19 protein-coding genes are annotated in these 17,617 nt (G+C 43.9%); 1 reads left to right on the plus strand and 18 read right to left on the minus strand.

Annotated features, from left to right (window positions below):
* Window positions 1-428: 428 nt before the first annotated feature.
* Window positions 429-1,313, minus strand: coding sequence for a nucleotidyltransferase-like protein (locus AC0YN6_RS23395; protein WP_475749799.1), 885 nt, complete (start codon window positions 1,311-1,313; stop codon window positions 429-431).
* A 153-nt stretch (window positions 1,314-1,466) separates the two neighbouring features.
* Here AC0YN6_RS23395 and AC0YN6_RS23400 point away from each other — a divergent pair, with 153 nt between their 5' ends.
* Entirely contained in the window at window positions 1,467-1,826 is a 360-nt protein-coding gene (locus AC0YN6_RS23400) for a YgzB family protein (protein ID WP_475749800.1), read from the plus strand.
* 89 nt (window positions 1,827-1,915) lie between these two features.
* On the opposite strand, the gene AC0YN6_RS23405 is transcribed toward AC0YN6_RS23400, so the two are convergent.
* The 17 genes from AC0YN6_RS23405 to AC0YN6_RS23485 all read right to left on the minus strand — a co-directional run bounded on the left by AC0YN6_RS23405 (window position 1,916) and on the right by AC0YN6_RS23485 (window position 17,601).
* Window positions 1,916-3,640 (minus strand): glycosyl hydrolase family 18 protein, encoded by a 1,725-nt coding sequence (locus tag AC0YN6_RS23405; RefSeq protein ID WP_475749913.1) that lies wholly within the window; start codon window positions 3,638-3,640, stop codon window positions 1,916-1,918.
* A gap of 115 nt (window positions 3,641-3,755) precedes the next feature.
* Window positions 3,756-4,190: a peroxide-responsive transcriptional repressor PerR gene (perR, locus tag AC0YN6_RS23410; protein WP_475749801.1), complete on the minus strand. Its 435-nt coding sequence runs from the start codon at window positions 4,188-4,190 to the stop codon at window positions 3,756-3,758.
* A 75-nt stretch (window positions 4,191-4,265) separates the two neighbouring features.
* The gene (locus tag AC0YN6_RS23415; RefSeq protein ID WP_475749802.1) at window positions 4,266-6,137 is read right to left on the minus strand and encodes a DUF4097 family beta strand repeat-containing protein; all 1,872 of its coding nucleotides are present in this window, start codon (window positions 6,135-6,137) and stop codon (window positions 4,266-4,268) included.
* Window positions 6,119-6,829 carry an MgtC/SapB family protein gene (locus AC0YN6_RS23420; RefSeq protein WP_475749914.1) on the minus strand — a complete coding sequence of 237 codons (711 nt, stop codon included), beginning with the start codon at window positions 6,827-6,829 and terminating at the stop codon, window positions 6,119-6,121. The genes AC0YN6_RS23415 and AC0YN6_RS23420 overlap by 19 nt, the downstream gene beginning before the upstream one ends.
* A gap of 146 nt (window positions 6,830-6,975) precedes the next feature.
* The gene (gatB, locus tag AC0YN6_RS23425) at window positions 6,976-8,415 is read right to left on the minus strand and encodes an Asp-tRNA(Asn)/Glu-tRNA(Gln) amidotransferase subunit GatB (protein WP_475749803.1); all 1,440 of its coding nucleotides are present in this window, start codon (window positions 8,413-8,415) and stop codon (window positions 6,976-6,978) included.
* Between the two features lie 36 nt (window positions 8,416-8,451).
* The gene (gene gatA, locus AC0YN6_RS23430; protein WP_475749804.1) at window positions 8,452-9,909 is read right to left on the minus strand and encodes an Asp-tRNA(Asn)/Glu-tRNA(Gln) amidotransferase subunit GatA; all 1,458 of its coding nucleotides are present in this window, start codon (window positions 9,907-9,909) and stop codon (window positions 8,452-8,454) included.
* A 35-nt stretch (window positions 9,910-9,944) separates the two neighbouring features.
* Window positions 9,945-10,232, minus strand: a complete 288-nt coding sequence (gatC, locus tag AC0YN6_RS23435) for an Asp-tRNA(Asn)/Glu-tRNA(Gln) amidotransferase subunit GatC (protein WP_475749805.1) — start codon at window positions 10,230-10,232, stop codon at window positions 9,945-9,947.
* A gap of 376 nt (window positions 10,233-10,608) precedes the next feature.
* Window positions 10,609-10,992, minus strand: a complete 384-nt coding sequence (locus AC0YN6_RS23440) for an ATPase (protein ID WP_475749806.1) — start codon at window positions 10,990-10,992, stop codon at window positions 10,609-10,611.
* A gap of 104 nt (window positions 10,993-11,096) precedes the next feature.
* Complete coding sequence (locus AC0YN6_RS23445; RefSeq protein WP_475749807.1) at window positions 11,097-11,942, minus strand: ABC transporter permease; 846 nt, start codon at window positions 11,940-11,942, stop codon at window positions 11,097-11,099.
* Window positions 11,939-12,889 carry an ABC transporter ATP-binding protein gene (locus AC0YN6_RS23450; RefSeq protein ID WP_475749808.1) on the minus strand — a complete coding sequence of 317 codons (951 nt, stop codon included), beginning with the start codon at window positions 12,887-12,889 and terminating at the stop codon, window positions 11,939-11,941. The genes AC0YN6_RS23445 and AC0YN6_RS23450 overlap by 4 nt, the downstream gene beginning before the upstream one ends.
* A complete protein-coding gene (locus tag AC0YN6_RS23455) occupies window positions 12,886-13,095 on the minus strand; it encodes a PLD nuclease N-terminal domain-containing protein (protein ID WP_475749809.1) in 210 nt (69 codons plus the stop codon). The genes AC0YN6_RS23450 and AC0YN6_RS23455 overlap by 4 nt, the downstream gene beginning before the upstream one ends.
* Window positions 13,096-13,125: 30 nt before the next feature.
* Window positions 13,126-13,347: a sigmaY antisigma factor component gene (locus AC0YN6_RS23460; RefSeq protein ID WP_475749810.1), complete on the minus strand. Its 222-nt coding sequence runs from the start codon at window positions 13,345-13,347 to the stop codon at window positions 13,126-13,128.
* Entirely contained in the window at window positions 13,335-13,673 is a 339-nt protein-coding gene (locus AC0YN6_RS23465; RefSeq protein ID WP_475749811.1) for a YxlC family protein, read from the minus strand. The genes AC0YN6_RS23460 and AC0YN6_RS23465 overlap by 13 nt, the downstream gene beginning before the upstream one ends.
* On the minus strand, window positions 13,660-14,193 hold the full coding sequence (gene sigY / locus AC0YN6_RS23470; RefSeq protein ID WP_475749812.1) for an RNA polymerase sigma factor SigY: 534 nt from the start codon (window positions 14,191-14,193) through the stop codon (window positions 13,660-13,662). The genes AC0YN6_RS23465 and sigY overlap by 14 nt, the downstream gene beginning before the upstream one ends.
* A gap of 152 nt (window positions 14,194-14,345) precedes the next feature.
* A complete protein-coding gene (locus AC0YN6_RS23475; protein ID WP_475749813.1) occupies window positions 14,346-15,884 on the minus strand; it encodes a PH domain-containing protein in 1,539 nt (512 codons plus the stop codon).
* A complete protein-coding gene (locus AC0YN6_RS23480; protein ID WP_475749814.1) occupies window positions 15,877-16,356 on the minus strand; it encodes a PH domain-containing protein in 480 nt (159 codons plus the stop codon). The genes AC0YN6_RS23475 and AC0YN6_RS23480 overlap by 8 nt, the downstream gene beginning before the upstream one ends.
* A 24-nt stretch (window positions 16,357-16,380) precedes the next feature.
* Window positions 16,381-17,601, minus strand: coding sequence for a M24 family metallopeptidase (locus AC0YN6_RS23485; RefSeq protein WP_475749916.1), 1,221 nt, complete (start codon window positions 17,599-17,601; stop codon window positions 16,381-16,383).
* Between the last annotated feature and the right edge of the window lie 16 nt (window positions 17,602-17,617).

Raw genomic sequence — 17,617 nt, forward strand, 5'->3', positions numbered from 1 at the left:
CGCCAGCGTTCGTCCTGAGCCAGGATCAAACTCTCCAAATTGGTGTTTGACTTGCTCATTACTTTTTTATCGCTTTTTCTCACGATTCGTTAGAATCGTAAGGGCAGTTTAATACTCGTTGTTCAGTTTTCAAAGAGCAAAATTTTCTTTCGTGTCAACCGCGTGTTTCGTATCGGCGACTTTTATAATATATCACACTCGCCTATCTCTTTGCAAGTACTTTTTTTCGTTTTTCGACATTTTTTTTAAATTGTCGTTTTCGCGAATATGTTTCCTGTAAAAGCGGCGAGTACTAATATATCATCTGCTCCATATATAAGTCAAGCATGTTTTTCGTTTTTTTTCATTCTATAAAATAAGCGCTTGTATGCCTCTGTAAACACAAGGCTTTACAAGCGCTTCTTCTACTATTATATATACAATAAATGTTAGTTTAATTTCACGTTATTCATGTATCGTAGTTCAAGCGCACCTATATCTCCTGCTTCATGCATAACTGCAACCTCGCGAATATAATCCCGCTTCACAAGCTTCTGAAGAACAAGTGACAAATCACCATGTAGTACATTTATAGAGGAATGTGATTGAAGTTCTGCAATACTCCAAGGCTCTTCACGACTAGCAAGTATTTTAAATAATAAAGTACAGCTTGTTTTCATTTTGCTCATCACAGAGAACTCGCAACCCAGCATTACTAGCTGTACTCTTTGCTCCAACGTTTCTGGGCTTACCGTTAGTTCCTCATAAAGCTTATATATCCCTGGATGAACTCGCTTCAACTGCTTCCACACAGTGAGCTCCGGATGACGTCCTTCTTCTATAAGAGCAATATGAGCCCAATGATGCAATGCAGTTAGCACATGACTGTAAGCGTCCAGTAGATTCCCATCTATTAGATCCTGCTTTGCTTGCAAATACGTTCTTAAGAAACCCGTAAATTCAGCAAACTGCTTTTGCTCCCTCATTGAATCAGGAAACTGAAGCAGACGTTCACGAACATTGCTCATATAGCCGTCGCGATCCAACAAGATCTCCCCCCGAACTAACCACTCGATAATATTACGGTTCTCTCCACAGGACAACCAATCATGTAGCCCTTTAGAATCAATGGTTCGAATCAATACGCGTTGGCCTTCGATTTGGACATGCTCCGTATCGTTTCGGTCAAGGTCTTCATGCATCACAACAAGTACTAACGAATCTAATCCATCGATCAATGGATTATAAGGATATGGGTTTTCAATAACAGCTAAACCAATTAATTGAGGTTCATCTCGATAGCTGTCCGCGAAGTACGCTTTTATATGTTCCACTAGTTCCTCCATATAGCTAATCACATTCTATTACGCTATAATAATATTCTACAGTTTTATTCTTTTTCGACAGGTTGGAGGCACATTCCTGCTTACTAACTCAGAAACTGTCACAAAATCATAAGTCAATTGTCATAGAAAGGATTTGAATGTGTGAAAAAGTTCTTTTTTAAGTCAGCCAAAATTAATGAATTCCGTCTCTGGGGCCTCGTCTTCACACTCGTAGGTATGGGCGTGATGATACTCGGCACAGCAGGCATTGTATTTTGGGGACAAGCTGGCAAAATTATTGCTGCAATCTTCATGGTAATCGGGATGATCTCCTTGCTAATCAGCGTAGCTGTTTATTTCTGGGCTGGCATGATGTCGACAAGCGCCACAATGCTTCAGTGTCCAGAATGCGCACGTCCAACTAAAATGCTTGGAAAAACCGATCGCTGTATGTATTGCAAAACAATGCTGACACTTGATCCTGAACAAGCCACACATAATCCTGCCGAACAGCAAGCATAACTACTTAGAAATAAGAAACGCCTCCTCCATGTCTGTCACATGAAGGAGGCGTTTCTTATTTCTTGCTACTAACTCATTTATAAAATGTATTATGGCCTAGTGTTGATGGAATCATCGATCGTTTTCCAAATGGCTTCCGTTTGGAACGCACGCTGCCAAGTTGCAACGCCAGCTAAATCATATTTCCGCGCAAGCGCTACTCTAGCCTTGATAGATACTTCATCCTCTATCCATATCCGCATCAAATTTCCGTCTTCCGTATATTCTACGTAATTTTGACCAGCTTTTGCATCAAATACCGGCTTTAACTTCTTCGTACTAATAATCTCATTCACTCGTTTCATGCCGACTGCTTTGGAGGAAACGTCAACTTTACCGTCCTCGCCCTTTTTCTCCGTCCATATTCGGGAATAAAGCGGCATGCTGAGTATAAGCTTATTCGCAGGAACAGCATCCTCTTCCATTATACGAACGAGTGATTTCTCCGTCCAAGGCAATGAAGCGACTGAGCCTGATTTGGGACTGGAAGCCCAATGCTCATCGTAAGCCATTACCATCATATAATCCACTATTTTGCCGAGTGCAGCACGATCAAGAAAGAGCGACCACATTTCACTATTCGACTTTGGTGTTACATCAACCGATACGACTAGACCTTGCTCATGTAATAACGGGGTCAGTTCACGAACAAATTGTACAAAGTTGGCCTTATCAGCGGTGTGTACATTCTCGAAATCCAAATTGATCCCTTGCAAACCATACACCTCGGCAAAACCGATTAACTGCTGGATCATGGAAAAACGAGTCTCAACAGTTGCTAATGCCTTCGTTGTTCGATCCGGCTCAAAGCTATTGCTAAACAGCGCCCAAACTTGCATACCTTGCTGATGTGCCCACTTTACATAAGCGGGATCTGCCTTGCCTTTGATCGTACCTTTAGCGTCAGCCAGTTCAAACCAAGTAGGACTAACGACATTCACACCTTGCATTGGCGCTATTTGGGCAGTATCTATTTTTTTTTGATAAACGGCTTCCCAAGTCATATTAATTTTGTTGCCTAGTACTTTCCAAGCAATAAATGAAGGTTCCGATGATTGCTCTGGCACTTTCTCAATCGTGGTAAGCTTCACGTCTTTTTTATTGACGAAGCCTGTAAGACCGTCATTATTTTGGACAAGCAGCCAACCATCCTGCTCTTTCCAAATTCTTAGCGTTTGTGCTTGAGGCACTTTTTGTAGAAATGGGGCTCGTATGGTTGACTCGGTTCGAATAGCTGCCCCCTTCTCTTTCGTTACCTCAGCCAGCTGTACCATGTCTCCTGCTTTCAGTAAAGTTACAGCACCCGTCTCTTTAACGAATTCCACTTGAAGCCCATATAACTCCTTCAAAGGTTCTGCAGGAATGTAGACCGTATTATTAGATGTTTCTGCAGCAATCGTCAGATCATACGGCTTCTGATTAATAGTTGCCGTTAATGAGTCCGTCTTGAGATGAAGAACCTTATTAGCAGTTGTCAAAATAATGGAGCCTGAATCCGGCTCATATCTAATAGGCTTGTCCTCACCTAGTATTTGCTCCAACACGGAAAGAGGAAGCTTCACCTCATTATTTTCAATAATTGCTCCTTGCTCTGCCTCTACCCCATGTATAAATATAGGATTAGCGGATTTATAATTTGTATCCGCCTTCTCGTTGCTTGGAATAAAACGCATATAACCATACCAACAAAAAACTGCAATTACTCCTATCATAAATAATAATATTATACTCCGGACACCTCTGTTGCCTTCTCGGCGCGGTGCTCGGTTATACATCGTTTCCAAGTCATCACCCTCCTGTTTGGTTCCTTTTACTTATCTCTGGTAATAAAAAACGTGCAGATTAGCGTTGAGTCGCTTCCCGGCACGTTCTTTGTAGGCCATACGCCCATTATTTCGTTGATGTTGTGTTGCAAGTTGAGCAAATGCCGTAAATCTCCATTCGGTGACCTTCAACCACGAAACCCGTTACTCGTGATGCGGTCCGTTCAACTTCCAACAGCGGTGGATAATTAAAATCGACGATTGAACCGCAAGTTTTGCAAATGGCATGGTAGTGATCGGATAGATCCGAATCAAAACGACTTGAATCATCGCCATAAGTCAGTTCACGCACTAATCCAGCTTCTACAAATAAACGCAGATTGTTATATATAGTTGCCACACTCATGCTCGGATATATAGGACAGAGCGCTTTATAAATTTCATCTGCAGTCGGATGGGACATTGAGTCCATCAAGTAGCTTAATATGGCGTGACGTTGCGGGGTCATTCGGACGCCATTCATCTTCAGTTGCTCAAGTGCTAAGTTAACGTCGGCTCCCATTCCCCTCACGCCCTTCCTAAGTAGTTAAAACTATTGTACGTTCTAATTTAAGAGTTTGTCAATGAAAGCGCCTTATTAAGATCGCCCAAATTGATTGATTGTAATGCTGTTCGTTGCATTAATTTGGATTCTAAAAGTACCCTCGCCTATGGTGCCTCTTATGGTTTTCTTACTGACCTCAAGCGGAAGTTCGGTCATGATATTACCGAAAGTTACCGATCCGTAAACTGTGAAATGAGCAGTTTGCGGCATCAAGAGCTTAATTTCTCCAACGGAACTATCAAGGTCCCAGTCTCCGCCAACCGTAGCACTGCTTAGCTCAATACTGCCATTAAGGGTATCCGCTTTTACCGATGCTCCTGCACCATCAATTTTAATTCGCCCATTTTTCGTTTCAGACTCTATGTTTCCATCGATCTGTTTGATCTCCAAGCTTCCATTAAGGGTATTTGCGTAAAGCTTACCTTTTACAGCTTCTGCTGTAATTTTGCCATTCTTCGTCTCTAAATAGGAGTCACCCGAAATGCTATTAGCATTAATATCCCCATTATTTCCTTTGACAGAAATCGAACCATTAATGTTGCTAACGCTGATAATACCGTTATTACTCCGAATTTCAAGGCCGCCTGGGAGTGTTAATTTATTTATTTCTATTGAACCATTCCCCGCTTCTACCGTCATCTTCAACACGGGCTTCTGTTCTTCAGCTACTGGTGTTTGCTCTGATTCTTCGTCTAGGACAGTATCCGATTCATTAGGCAGTGTCGCTCGCAACGAAGTATTGATATCAGCTCCAGACACTATCGGTGTTGCTGTAGGTACGTCTTCAACCTCTACTTGATCCGACAATGAATTTGGCACGGTAATGAGCATATTCATTCTCGGCTTTCTGCTGCCGTTCGATCCGTAGCTTTGCCCTTTGGCTTCCAAGGTAACTTCCGCACCAGGATTAATCTTAACTGTTGATTGATCTGCGATAGCATCTGCTTCTGTCTTGTCCGGTACATCGACCCACACAGCTGTCAATATCTCGATTTCTTGAACATCACCTGAACGCACGGTCACATGTCCATTAGGATTAACAATGCGAATAAGAGAAGCCGCTTCATCTAACGGAACTTTAATAATAGCCTTATCATATTGATAACCCTTCTCTTCTCCATATTCTGAGGCTCCGTTCAAATCAACATTAAACTGATCAAGCCAGCGATATGGAATATCTGCATACTGGGTTACAACATAAGCCGTCAATGATATCAATACCGCGATCATTCCGCCCGCAACATCAAGTCGCAGCTTTTTTTCAATGCCTTTAAATTTTATGCTGTATATTATAATTTCAAAACCCAACAATATAAAAATGACCGGCCACCATTGTCCAAGTAATGAAATATCATTTCGTCCTTGTATTTGATCCCATAGAAGCAATGCTCCCACTGTCAGTACTAGTGCCGCTGCTGTAAAACGTCCTAGCTTAAACATATAAACCGATCCTTTCCTTGAACGTAATAACAGCAATATTGAAGCAATTATTATGATGGGGCCCACACATAACTCCGCAAGCTCGTTCATCCATGGCAAAAGGGCATGAGGCGGCTTTACTAAAATAAGCATAATGCTTCCCGCTGCTAAAAGTAGGATACCATGTGTGAGATTCAAAGCAACGGGGCTGTAATTATTCGCTTCCGTGCTTTGTAAGGAGTCAAACACGCTAATAAAATAAAAAACAGGAAGCATAAGACCTAAATACACAATAAGCAGCAAATGCCTTCCACCATCTGAATCGGCCAATCTAACGATTGCTGTTAAATCGAGCCAAAAAGCCGCAATTAACAATAATCCCTTGGGATGCTGTCCCGTATACATATGTCCTGCTCCTGGCATTGCAAACGCAAATAATACGGTGAGCAGCCTGTTTTTCATTTGTTTTATTCTGAGCTGACCCAACGTACACCCTCCAAATGCTTTATTTTATCAAGGAGAACAAGCAATGCTTCCGATTTGGGTAAGGCGATGTACACCTGCAGCAAAATCTGCTCGCCGTCCTCGCCATCCTCACACTCTTCCAGCAGCATTTTTCTCATTACAATTTTCCGGTCAGTCAGCAAGCTATTCAGTTCAATCATTGCTTGCGACAAATCATTCGCTTTTATTTTGAGCAAATACTCCTTCTTTGCGCTAATATACCTTTTCTCCAGCTTATTAAATGCCCATAAAGTCACAAGTACCATAACCGTGGCAGTGGCAGATGCGAAATAAAAACCCGCTCCGACTGCTAATCCAATCGCGGATACGACCCAAAGTGATGCCGCAGTCGTTAAACCCGTAATTGATTTCCCTGTAAATAGTATCGTGCCTGCACCGAGGAAGCCTATCCCCGTAATGACCGCAGCAGCGAGACGCGCCGGATCAACCCGCACATTAGGCTCATCAACAAAAGCGGAGAAACCGTACATGGAGAGCAGCATCAACAGGCACGACCCAATACAGACTAAAATATTAGTACGCAGTCCCGCCGCATGATTCGACTGCTCACGCTCGAAACCTACGAGTCCGCCTAGCAGCAATGCAAGCAGAAGCCGAAGTAAAATATGAAGTTCACTAATGTACCACGGATTATGAAGCGTATTTAATACCATAAGCAATCCCGACCTTTCTATATGAGCTATTGTAACATAATTGTATGCAGTGATTGGAATATACAGGTCTCCTGTCCTGACCAATGGGCAAAAAGAAAGACGCGCCTCATCATGATGATGAACCGCGTCTTATCGTGTAACTCCACTTATTTCAAACGCTCAACAAGCAGCTTATTCACGAGTGCAGGATTTGCTTTTCCTCTAGATTCTTTCATAATCTGTCCAACTAGGAAACCAATCGCTTTTTCTTTACCCGCTCTATAATCTTCGACCGATTGCGGATTCGCTTCTACGATCTGATTAACAATAGCTTGAATTGCGCCTTCGTCACTAATTTGAACGAGGCCTTGTTCCTCAACGATTTGCTGTGGCAGTTTGCCTGACTCCAGCATCGCCTTAAACACGGTTTTAGCAATCTTACCGTTGATAGTACCCTTTTCAAGCAAGCCAATCATTTCACCTAGACCTTGTCCGGTAATTTTCACATCGGTAATTTCCTGGCCATTTGCATTCAAATAACCAAGCAGGTCACCCATGATCCAGTTCGAAACGGATTTGGCATCCTTCGTATAAGAAAGGCTTTCCTCGAAGAAATCAGCAAGTTTCTTAGAAGAAGTAATAACCTCAGCATCATATGAAGGCAAGCTGTAATCAGCTGTGTATCTTGCTTTGCGCGCATCAGGCAATTCTGGAATCGTAGCACGAATGCTTTGCTTCCATTCTTCGCTAATATGCAGTTGCACGAGATCCGGGTCCGGGAAGTAGCGATAATCATGTGCTTCTTCTTTGCCGCGCATCGAGAATGATTTACCGAGCGCATCGTCAAAACGACGAGTTTCTTGAATGACTACGCCGCCGCTGTCTAATATTTCCGCTTGGCGAAGCTGCTCATACTCTAGACCGCGCTGAACACCCCGGAAGGAGTTCATGTTCTTAAGCTCGGCACGAGTACCAAATTCCTTTTGATCATATGGACGCAGACTGATGTTCGCATCGCAACGCAAACTTCCTTCTTCCATCTTCACATCAGAAACATCGCAATACTGCATAATCGCTTTGATTTTCTCCAAATAAGCTTTTGCTTCCTCGGGAGTGCGAATATCCGGCTCAGACACGATCTCAATTAGCGGCGTACCGACACGGTTGAAATCGACAAGTGAAGCATAACCACCATCTACGTGAGTCAGTTTGCCGGCGTCTTCTTCAAGGTGCAGCCTTGTAATGCCGATTCTCTTCGTCTCGCCATTAACTTCAATATCAATCCAGCCATGTTCACCGATCGGTTGATCAAATTGAGAAATTTGATACGCTTTAGGCGAATCTGGGTAGAAATAGTTTTTACGGTCAAACTTGCTAATATCAGCAATCTGACAGTTTAAAGCCATAGCTGCCTTCATGGCATATTCAACAGCTTGACGATTCAATACCGGCAAAACGCCGGGATGTCCAAGACATACAGGACAGGTATGTGTATTCGGTGGCGCGCCGAAAGCCGTAGAGCAGCCGCAAAAGATTTTACTATTTGTATGCAGCTCTACATGGACTTCCAGCCCGACAACCGTCTCGTATTTATTCGGTTCAGACATTCGTATCGATCCCTTCGTAAACGTATATAGATCCGCTTATAGCTGCGGACGTTGTTTATGATGCTCTGTGTGCTGCTCGAACGCATGAGCGGCGCGCAGCACCGTCGATTCGTCGAACGCTTTCCCGATAATTTGCAGGCCGATCGGCAAGCCATCAGCTGTGCCGCAAGGTACGCTAATAGCAGGAACACCCGCCAAGCTAACCGGTATCGTACAAATATCGTTTAAATACATCGTCAATGGATCTCCAACCTGCTCCCCAATTCGGAACGCTGGTGTCGGAGCCGTAGGTCCGATGATCAGATCATATTGGCTGAACACTTGATCAAAATCTTGCTTAATAAGTGTCCGCACCTTCTGTGCTTTCAAATAATAAGCATCATAGTAGCCGGAGCTAAGCGCGTACGTGCCCAGCATGATCCGACGTTTTACTTCATCGCCAAAGCCTTCGCTGCGCGATTTTTTATATAAATCAATTAGATTTTCTGGATTTTCAGCACGAACGCCATAGCGTACGCCGTCAAAACGAGCCAGATTTGAAGATGCTTCTGATGAAGCAAGCAGATAGTAAGTTGCGATCGCATATTCTGTATGCGGCAGCGAAACCTCTTCCCATGTCGCGCCAAGTGATTCATAAACAGCTAATGCTTTAAGCACTGCTTCTTTCACTCGCGGATCAATGCCCGCTCCGAGGTATTCCTTAGGCACACCAATACGCAAGCCTTTTACATCACCTGTCAAAGCTGCGGTGTAGTCTGGAATCTCCACATTCGCAGATGTAGAATCGCTTGTGTCATAGCCAGCAATGGCTTGAAGCACATATGCAGAGTCTTCAACATTTTTGGTAAGCGGACCAATTTGATCCAAAGACGATGCGAAAGCTACAAGACCAAACCGTGAAACAAGACCATAGGTTGGTTTCAAGCCAACGATTCCGCAATATGCTGCTGGTTGGCGAATCGACCCGCCCGTATCGGAACCAAGTGAGAAATACACTTGTCCTGCAGCAACTGATGCTGCTGAGCCGCCGCTTGAGCCGCCAGGCACGTAATCCGTATTCCATGGATTGCGTGTAGGATAGAAACTCGAGTTTTCATTCGAACCGCCCATTGCAAACTCATCCATATTCAGCTTGCCAATCGTAACGGATTGAGCAGCCTTCAGCTTACGAACTACAGTTGCGTCATAAATAGGATTGTAATTGTTTAAAAACTGGCTCGCACAAGTTGTCAGTAGACCCTCGGTCACAATATTATCCTTTACACCCGCTGGCAATCCAAATAGCAAACCTTGGTCGCCACCCTCTTGCAATTGCTTGTCCAGCTCAGAAGCCTGCAAGCGCGCATTCTCTTCGTTCAATGTAATGAAAGCCTTAATAGCAGGCTCAGTTTCCGCAATTCTCGCATATGATGCGCTAACCAGCTCAGAAACAGATAGTTCCTTATTGTTAAGCTTGTTATGTACATCCTGCAGGCGCAAATCAAACAGTGCCAACAGTATTTCCTCCCTTCAAATAAAACCCATTCGTATTATTCAAGCACCGCAGGTACTTTAAATTGTCCATCTTCTTCATCAGGCGCATTCAGCAAAACCTTCTCAATCGGCAGTGATGGGCGATTCTCATCCGCACGCATAACATTCGTAATAGGCAGTACATGGCTGGTCGGCTCGACATTTTCTGTGTCCAAACCATCAAGCTTCTCAGCATATTTCAAAATCGCATTGAGCTGCTCCGTAAACTGATCCTTTTCCGAATCGGAAAGCTCTAACCGCGCCAGTCTTGCGACATGCTCTACATCCTTAGTAGTAATGCTCATCAGGTATACTTCCTTTCTTAATTCCTGTAATCATTCTTCCTATTATATCTCACATACAGGGCGAACATCAATGTAAACGGTAAATGACGTTATCGAACCATTATCCATATGCTTAATGGCGTTGTAGACCAGATTATAAAGAACCTGTCGAAGGCTACTCTCGTCTGCCCGCACCCAAACATCGAGCTTACTTGATTATCCAGACGCACTAATTTTCCAGCTAGCTCAAATTGCAGCACATCGAACACAGTCAAATTTTTTTCATATTATCATCACATGCTCACATAATTCTCTATAATTTTCTGAGCAATAAAAAAAGACTGTTCCGCAGTCAACAAGATGACATACAGAACAGTCCGCTACAAGTAGCTATGGGTTAAATCCAAGCCTTTAAATTAACCTGACGAATAAAATCTGCTGGGCTAATCGGCTCCATAACCGTATTTTCCGGCTCCGGTTCCGACTCTTCACCACCATTCATAATTCGCTTAAATAGTTCCTCGTTGTGTGTAGCAAGGGCAAAATCGATTAAAGCCTCCCGTTCAATCCGGTCAACCTCATCCTGGATGAGCACTTCTTCAAGTTCTACATCTTCATCAGGAATAAGAAAATTACGATTCGCCGAGGGTACTCTCAGTACGTAATCAAATACATTATCCGCATTGCGGTCGTAAGCTATAATATAACCGTGCTCCCCAATGGGCAGGTTTTGTTCATATTGGTCAGCCACAATGACGACCTTAGTGCCTAGTTGTAGCATCGTCCTCAACTCCCGTTTCTTCGTCGCTGAATCTTTCACTACTATCCTACTAAAAAATAATAGCGGTGTCCAATAGAAGAGAGTTGATAGACTGTCATTTTATTTTATTCCACAGCTGAGCTTTTGCGAAGAACCGTTGTTGATAAGCTAATAGCCGCTGCAATGCATATAACTGTTATAACAATCGTCCACCCGAATCGGCTATTATTTTCTATTCCTAAGACCGCAGCTTGATAAGCGAAACCACTTAGCGCGCCTGGACTCCACCCTAGCACTTTTGGAAACAGTCCTGTTAATACAGACAAACCAACGGCTCCACCAAGTGCTGAGAAAGCAGCAGCGGCCGGACTCCGAAGCATAGAACTAAATAGGATCGTTAGAGTCACGACAAAGGAAAGCCATAAACCATATATAAGAAGGCTGTTCATTACATTCTCAAATGGAACCTCGCCAATCAACACACCTGTATAATACCATGAAGCAAGATAACCAGCGCTTAGTGAACCCCAAGTTAGGAGAAGCAAAGCTGTCCATTTGGAGCAGATGTAGGAAAATATCGAAATGGGCTTCACGAGGATGAGCGATGCTGCTCCGCTGTTGCGCTCACCCGACACCGTACCCATACAGACAAGCACGAGAACAAGAATACCCAATGTACCGAATTGCTGGAGTGTTTGTGCAAGTACCTCCGTACCTAGCGGTTTAGGAATTTCAATAACAGTCCCATCCGGCATATTACCTGCTTTCTCTAAAATTATTGGCATGTAATACGTTGTTACAGGCTGCATAATGCCGAGTAATATAAATACTAGCGGTACCCAGAGCAGCTTTAAGCTACGCAAAAGCTCAAGAAGCTCCTTCTCAACCATAACGATGTATCGCGTAAAGCTTGAAGATCCTACTGCATTAACTGTAATGGGCTTTAGCTGCTCCATAGTTTTTGTACTCATGCGGTCACCACCTTCATAAATAGATCCTCTAATGATGTATGTCCGATTTCCAATCTGCTTACCTTAATCTGCTCCCGCGTCAATTCTTCAAGCAGAACACGCCTCGCTGCATCCACTTCGTTGACCGTAAAACGCGCAATACCGTTTTGCAGCTGAACATCCTGAAACAAGCTTGTTTTGCTTTCTAGCTTTATTGCAGACAGGATCCGCTCCTTATAAGAGGATAACCAGCGCTCTGACTGTGCGTCGCGTTCAAGCTGGAGTTCGATGATCGGTTTACGGTGATCGTTGCGAATCGTTTCAATTGCTCCTTGCAGTGCTACTTTTCCATTTCGAATAATAATGACATCATCGCATAGTTCCTCAGCATCGTGCAGTACATGCGTAGAGAAGAGAACTGACGTTTCTTGCTTCAGTTCGTGCAGCAATTCGAGCACCTCTCTGCGTCCAATCGGATCAAGCGCTGAAACCGGCTCATCCATAACTAGAAGCTTCGGCTGATGGATAAGCGCTTGAGCTAGTCCTAACCGTTGTTTCATCCCTCCAGAGTATGAGCCTATTCTCCTCTTTGCAGCAGAGGAAATCCCAACACGCTCAATTAACTCTTTTGCGCGTTTTTTGGCAACTGATGAACTGAGACCGCATAATCTCCCTGCGTATATAACATATTCCATTCCTGTCATCCAATTATAGAACGATGGTGATTGCGGCAAATAACCAATTAATTCTCTATGATTGACTGCTTGGGTCGAACCCATAAAATCCATTTGACCCGCAGTCTGTTTAAGCAGACCCGTAATCATTCGAATCGTCGTTGTTTTTCCTGCTCCGTTAGGACCAAGCAGCGCAACACAATGACCTGCGGTTATTGTAAAATCGATACCAGCTACTGCCTCTACTGTACCGAAAGACTTTGCTAATCCCTTCACCTCAAGCAAAGCTGTCATCTTTCATTCCTCCTTCCAGCTATAAAGAAGGCGATCGGCCCAAATATATTTACGAATATTATGATTAAAACCCACATCAACTTAGGCCCGCGCGTATTCTCAGCCTTTGCGCATAGCACTAATGCGATCACCATTAAAATCAAATTAATAACAATTATTGGCGCAATTATAGGTAATATCTCTGATAATGAAATTTGATCGTTCATTGTAATGACCTCCCGTTCGAATTAAAAGATCTATTTCTTGTCCTTGCTGCTGCCCTGCTTAAACCAACCGCTTCGCACAAAAATGAAATAAAAGATAAGCGGCATCGGCGTTTGAATTAATCCCCATAAGCCCCAAAACCAAGGCATGCTCTCTCTTTTGCGAGCGTCAATAAACAGCCAAGTCGACTGTGCGATCAATATTGTGATGAGCACAATCCATCCCCAAATCGGTATGACCTTTAGCTCCTCCATGTCCGCACCTTCCTTCGACTAAACATGACACTGACAAAACCAATAGCACCTGCTGAAATAACGGCTTGCAGTACAGCAAACCATACCCAATTACGATCCAACATCCACATCATCAGACCAAAAATCAAACATGCTGTAAACCAAAATAACAAAAGATCCTTCCAAAACTTCCTCTTCATATGCTGCTTATGCTCATGCACCATGTCCGCAAACCGCTGCAGATCAGGAACATGCGGGGCATGCGCAGCGTCAAAACGGGACAATGTTTCTTCTAACTCACTGTCGAACCATTGCTGATCATCTGTATCCTCTCTAGACTTCTTCATGCTCCGTTAGCTCCTTCCGCAGCTGCTTTAAGCCATTGTGCAGCCTTGATTTGACTGTCCCTGCTGGAATATCCAGCATCGAGGAAATTTCCTCTTGCGAATATCCGTAATAATACTTAAGTAATATTGGTATTCGAATCTCACCGCTAAGCTCACCTAATGCTTGAAGAGCGTCTGGCCAATCATCTCCCCGCTGCATTGTACTAAAGCGGATTGCCCTCAGTGATTGCTCCTCCTGCACCCAGTGCTTTTCAAGCTCGCTTCGACGAATGCGATCAACGACAAGTCTAGAGGCAATAGTGATGAGCCAAGTAGAAAATTTAGATTTGGCTTCAAAAGTCGCTATTTTCTCAATTGCCCTCAGCATCGTTTCCTGTGTGACATCCTCGGCACGCGTTTTGTTCATCGTTATTTTAAGTACGTACTGATAAAGAAATGTATAATTCTGCTGCAGCAGTTCAGAGAGCGCTCGCGAATCACCACGAACTGCTTGCTTTATAAGCTTCGTCTCGTTATTCACGAGCGCACAACCTCCTATATTTCATCCGGTAATAGCTAAGACGGTTCAGCATCTCATTTCGTTCACTCTGTTTTAAAATTATTTTTGATAAATAGAAAAACAACTGCGGAAGGAGTTAACTCTTCTACAGTTGCTTAACGAAATCCGCTATTCTATTGCTCTTTCTGACTACGGCTATACCATTGCCACACAGGCAGCAAATCTTCACGATCAAGCGAATTCACACGGTATTCGAATGGGCTGCCCATCACGCGTACTGACAATGTCAACAGCTTCTTCTTCTGCTGCCAGATCGAGCAGCTCACCCTCATCGTTACGATTTTGGGACGTCGAATCATATAGGTTGACCTTGATAGAAAACGATTGCGGAGTGTTAGCTGGCCATCGTCCAGCTTTACTCCAGCAGCACTAAAGCAGCTTCTTCTCCACAAAAGAACTAGTGGGAGAAGGATTAACGACCATAATCCATCTGCTTTAAAAACTACGAATAATGCGCTACATAAAAGCAAACTGAGCAGCAGCTCTATTCTTACGTAATAAATCAACGCTCGCTTCGGCGCTCCTGTCAACTTTGCCATCGATGGGAGCTTCACTTGCGGAACAAAATCATCCAGTACTTTCTGGATATCACAATATTTTAGGAACGGATGCAGCATAAGCTGCTCCTTCTTATCTGACGAAACAATTTGAAGCTGGATTTCCGCATAACCAAAAGCTTGACGCAGCGGCCCTTCCGTAACGATAACAGCTTGAACCTTCTTGGGGTCAAACACAAATGATTTTTTTTCGAGTAAGCCATAGGAGACTGCAATCTGCCTGCCCTCTCTTTTTACCGTAAAGCCGCTGTACTTCAAAACATACAATATAATAGACAGCAGCCATGCGAGCCCAATCCCAATAACGATTACAATAACGATCAGTATATAACTTGGCATTAAAGTTGCCGAATCTTCCACGACCGTCTCAAAAAAGTGATCCGGAAGCAGCTGATTAATAATATCGTCAGCAAAGGAAAACAAACCCGCCAAAAAAGCAGCTACAAGCCCAAAATTTGTCGAAGTTGCAGCCGCTTGGAGCAGCTGAGCAGCGTTTAGCCCAAACTGCGGCATATCACCGCTTGCTTCGACCGCTGATACCGAAGGCTGGAGTGGTCTGTTGTTTATTTTTACAACTACCTGCTGATCAGCTGCCTTATTTATCATTATATCTTCAGCAGCATCAGATGGAATACTTGGTATAACATTCGATGTAGCTTGCTTTCTAAGCATATACTGAATGTCATTCGCTTCCTTAATGGAAAGCGCCGGCAGTATGCCATCAGCCTTCTTGTTGCCTCCGGGCGTCTCGATCTTCACCTGTGCGACTCTCAATATTCGCTGAATAAGCGGCTGCTCAACATTAACCGAATGGATTCGTGTATAGTAGATCGTCTTCTCATCTTTGAACAACAAGCCTTTTCGAATGATAATGCGATCCTCCTCCAACCAAAAACCGAATCGCTTCCATTCAAAAAAACTAAAAACAAGTAAAACAACCGATAAGGCGGCTCCGCCAGCATACCAATACCAATCGAATGCTGTCCAATTCGTCCCTTTTACTATTCCAATTAATATAACGGGTATGAAACCTTTAATTGTATTCAACAGCCCAAACAATATATAGATCGGATGAAGCATGCGGCGATCATTCATCTTGATCATCCACCTTAGCTAAAATACCAATTCGCCGCTTCAACTGCTCCGCCTCTATCTGCTTTAGACCGCTAATCCGGTGCGTAGTAGCAGCTGTAACAATCGACACGCTAGCCAGATCATACTTGCGCATCAGCGGACCACTTTCAAGCTCAACATGCTGCACACGAACCATCGGAACAAGAACATTACTCAAAAAGATAAGGCCGGATTGAATTTCAAGCTCATCGTCAAACAGCTCATATGAAAATCGCGAATACTTCATTTCTGGAATAACCCAAGTAAACAATACCAATGAGATGACAAAGATGGACAATGCAATCCACCCGGGTATTAGCGTCCAATCCCAAGTGAATGCACACGCGAAATAAGCGATAATTAAAGCGAGAAAAATACCGTTCGTGATTAGCTCACTGATACGATAAACTGTAATATAATCGCGATGAAGCCGACTGGTTAGTTCTCGATTCATAGCTGCAACTCCCCCTCTATTATGTTAAGGCAAAATAATGAGTTCGGCCTTGGAACGAGTAAGTGCTCTAGCACCATTCTCCGTAATTAAATAACTATTCTCAATGCCTACCACGCCTTGCCCTGGAAACGTAAATTTGGGTTCGACAGCCAGAACCATGCCAGCTTGCAGCGGCATCTGAAAGCCTTTCGCAAGTACCGGCCACTCATCGATCTCAAGTCCAATGCCATGACCTAGAAACTTCGCTTGATCCGCACCAAAGCCCATAAAATGCTCGGTTAGCTTAGCCGAGGCACAGCTCTCAAGCGCAGCCTCGTATAGTTTAGAGCAAGGTGTGCCTGGAATCATTAATTTCTCAGAATCAGCGATTATGGCCTCCGAAACCGTATAGGCGTGTTGAAGTGTTTCAGATAGTTGCCCAATAACAGCCGTACGAGTCTGATCGATAACATAACCATCCACACAGCAGCCTATATCAATTAATATAGGTTCATCTCGCTTAATGATGGATCTGCTTACGCTTTGCGGCGACGCCGCGCCAAGACCAAGTCCGCCCGCAGGTCCGTCAAAATAAGTTGGGACAGCTGCTGCTGCACCTGAAATAACCATGCCGGTTGTTATCTCCTGATTGTAGCCGCGCATTCGCATCAAGCCGATATGCCCGCGGATGCGAAGCTCATATTCAACCCTTGCCATCCATTTAAGCTCGCTGATCCCTTCACGCAATTCATTCAGCGCCTCATTTAGTGCCTCTGCCACAACCTTCGCTGCTGCTTCGATTCGGCTTACTTCCCATGGTGATTTAATCATTCGCAATCTGCGAATGTAGGCTGACCCGTCCATTAGCTCGCAACGTCCTGACGCACCAAGCAGCTGCGACAGCTTAATATATAGCTGAGCCGGCAGCACGTCCAGATCTGCTGCTATTCGCAGCTCTGCTCCTTTTATAAACATAGATGCATAATGTTTCGCAAGCGTTTCTCCAAACAAACGAAAAGCACCGAGTTCTTCTACCTTAACGCTTGTCTCCTGCTTGGCGCGCTCAACACTTCGCCGTACGTAAAAGGTAGCATCTCCAATGCTTGGAATAAATAAGTATCCATTTTGCATAGACCCGCTGAAATAATAAAGATCTACGTTTTGAGTTATGAGAAATGCGTCAATGCTATCCGCCTGCATTGCTTCCTGCAATCGTTCAATTCGCTGTTTAATGAGTTCAGCAGGAATGTCGGCTGTAATGTCTATCACTTCGTTAATCAAC

It is taken from the genome of Paenibacillus sp. J22P15, from assembly GCF_056269345.1.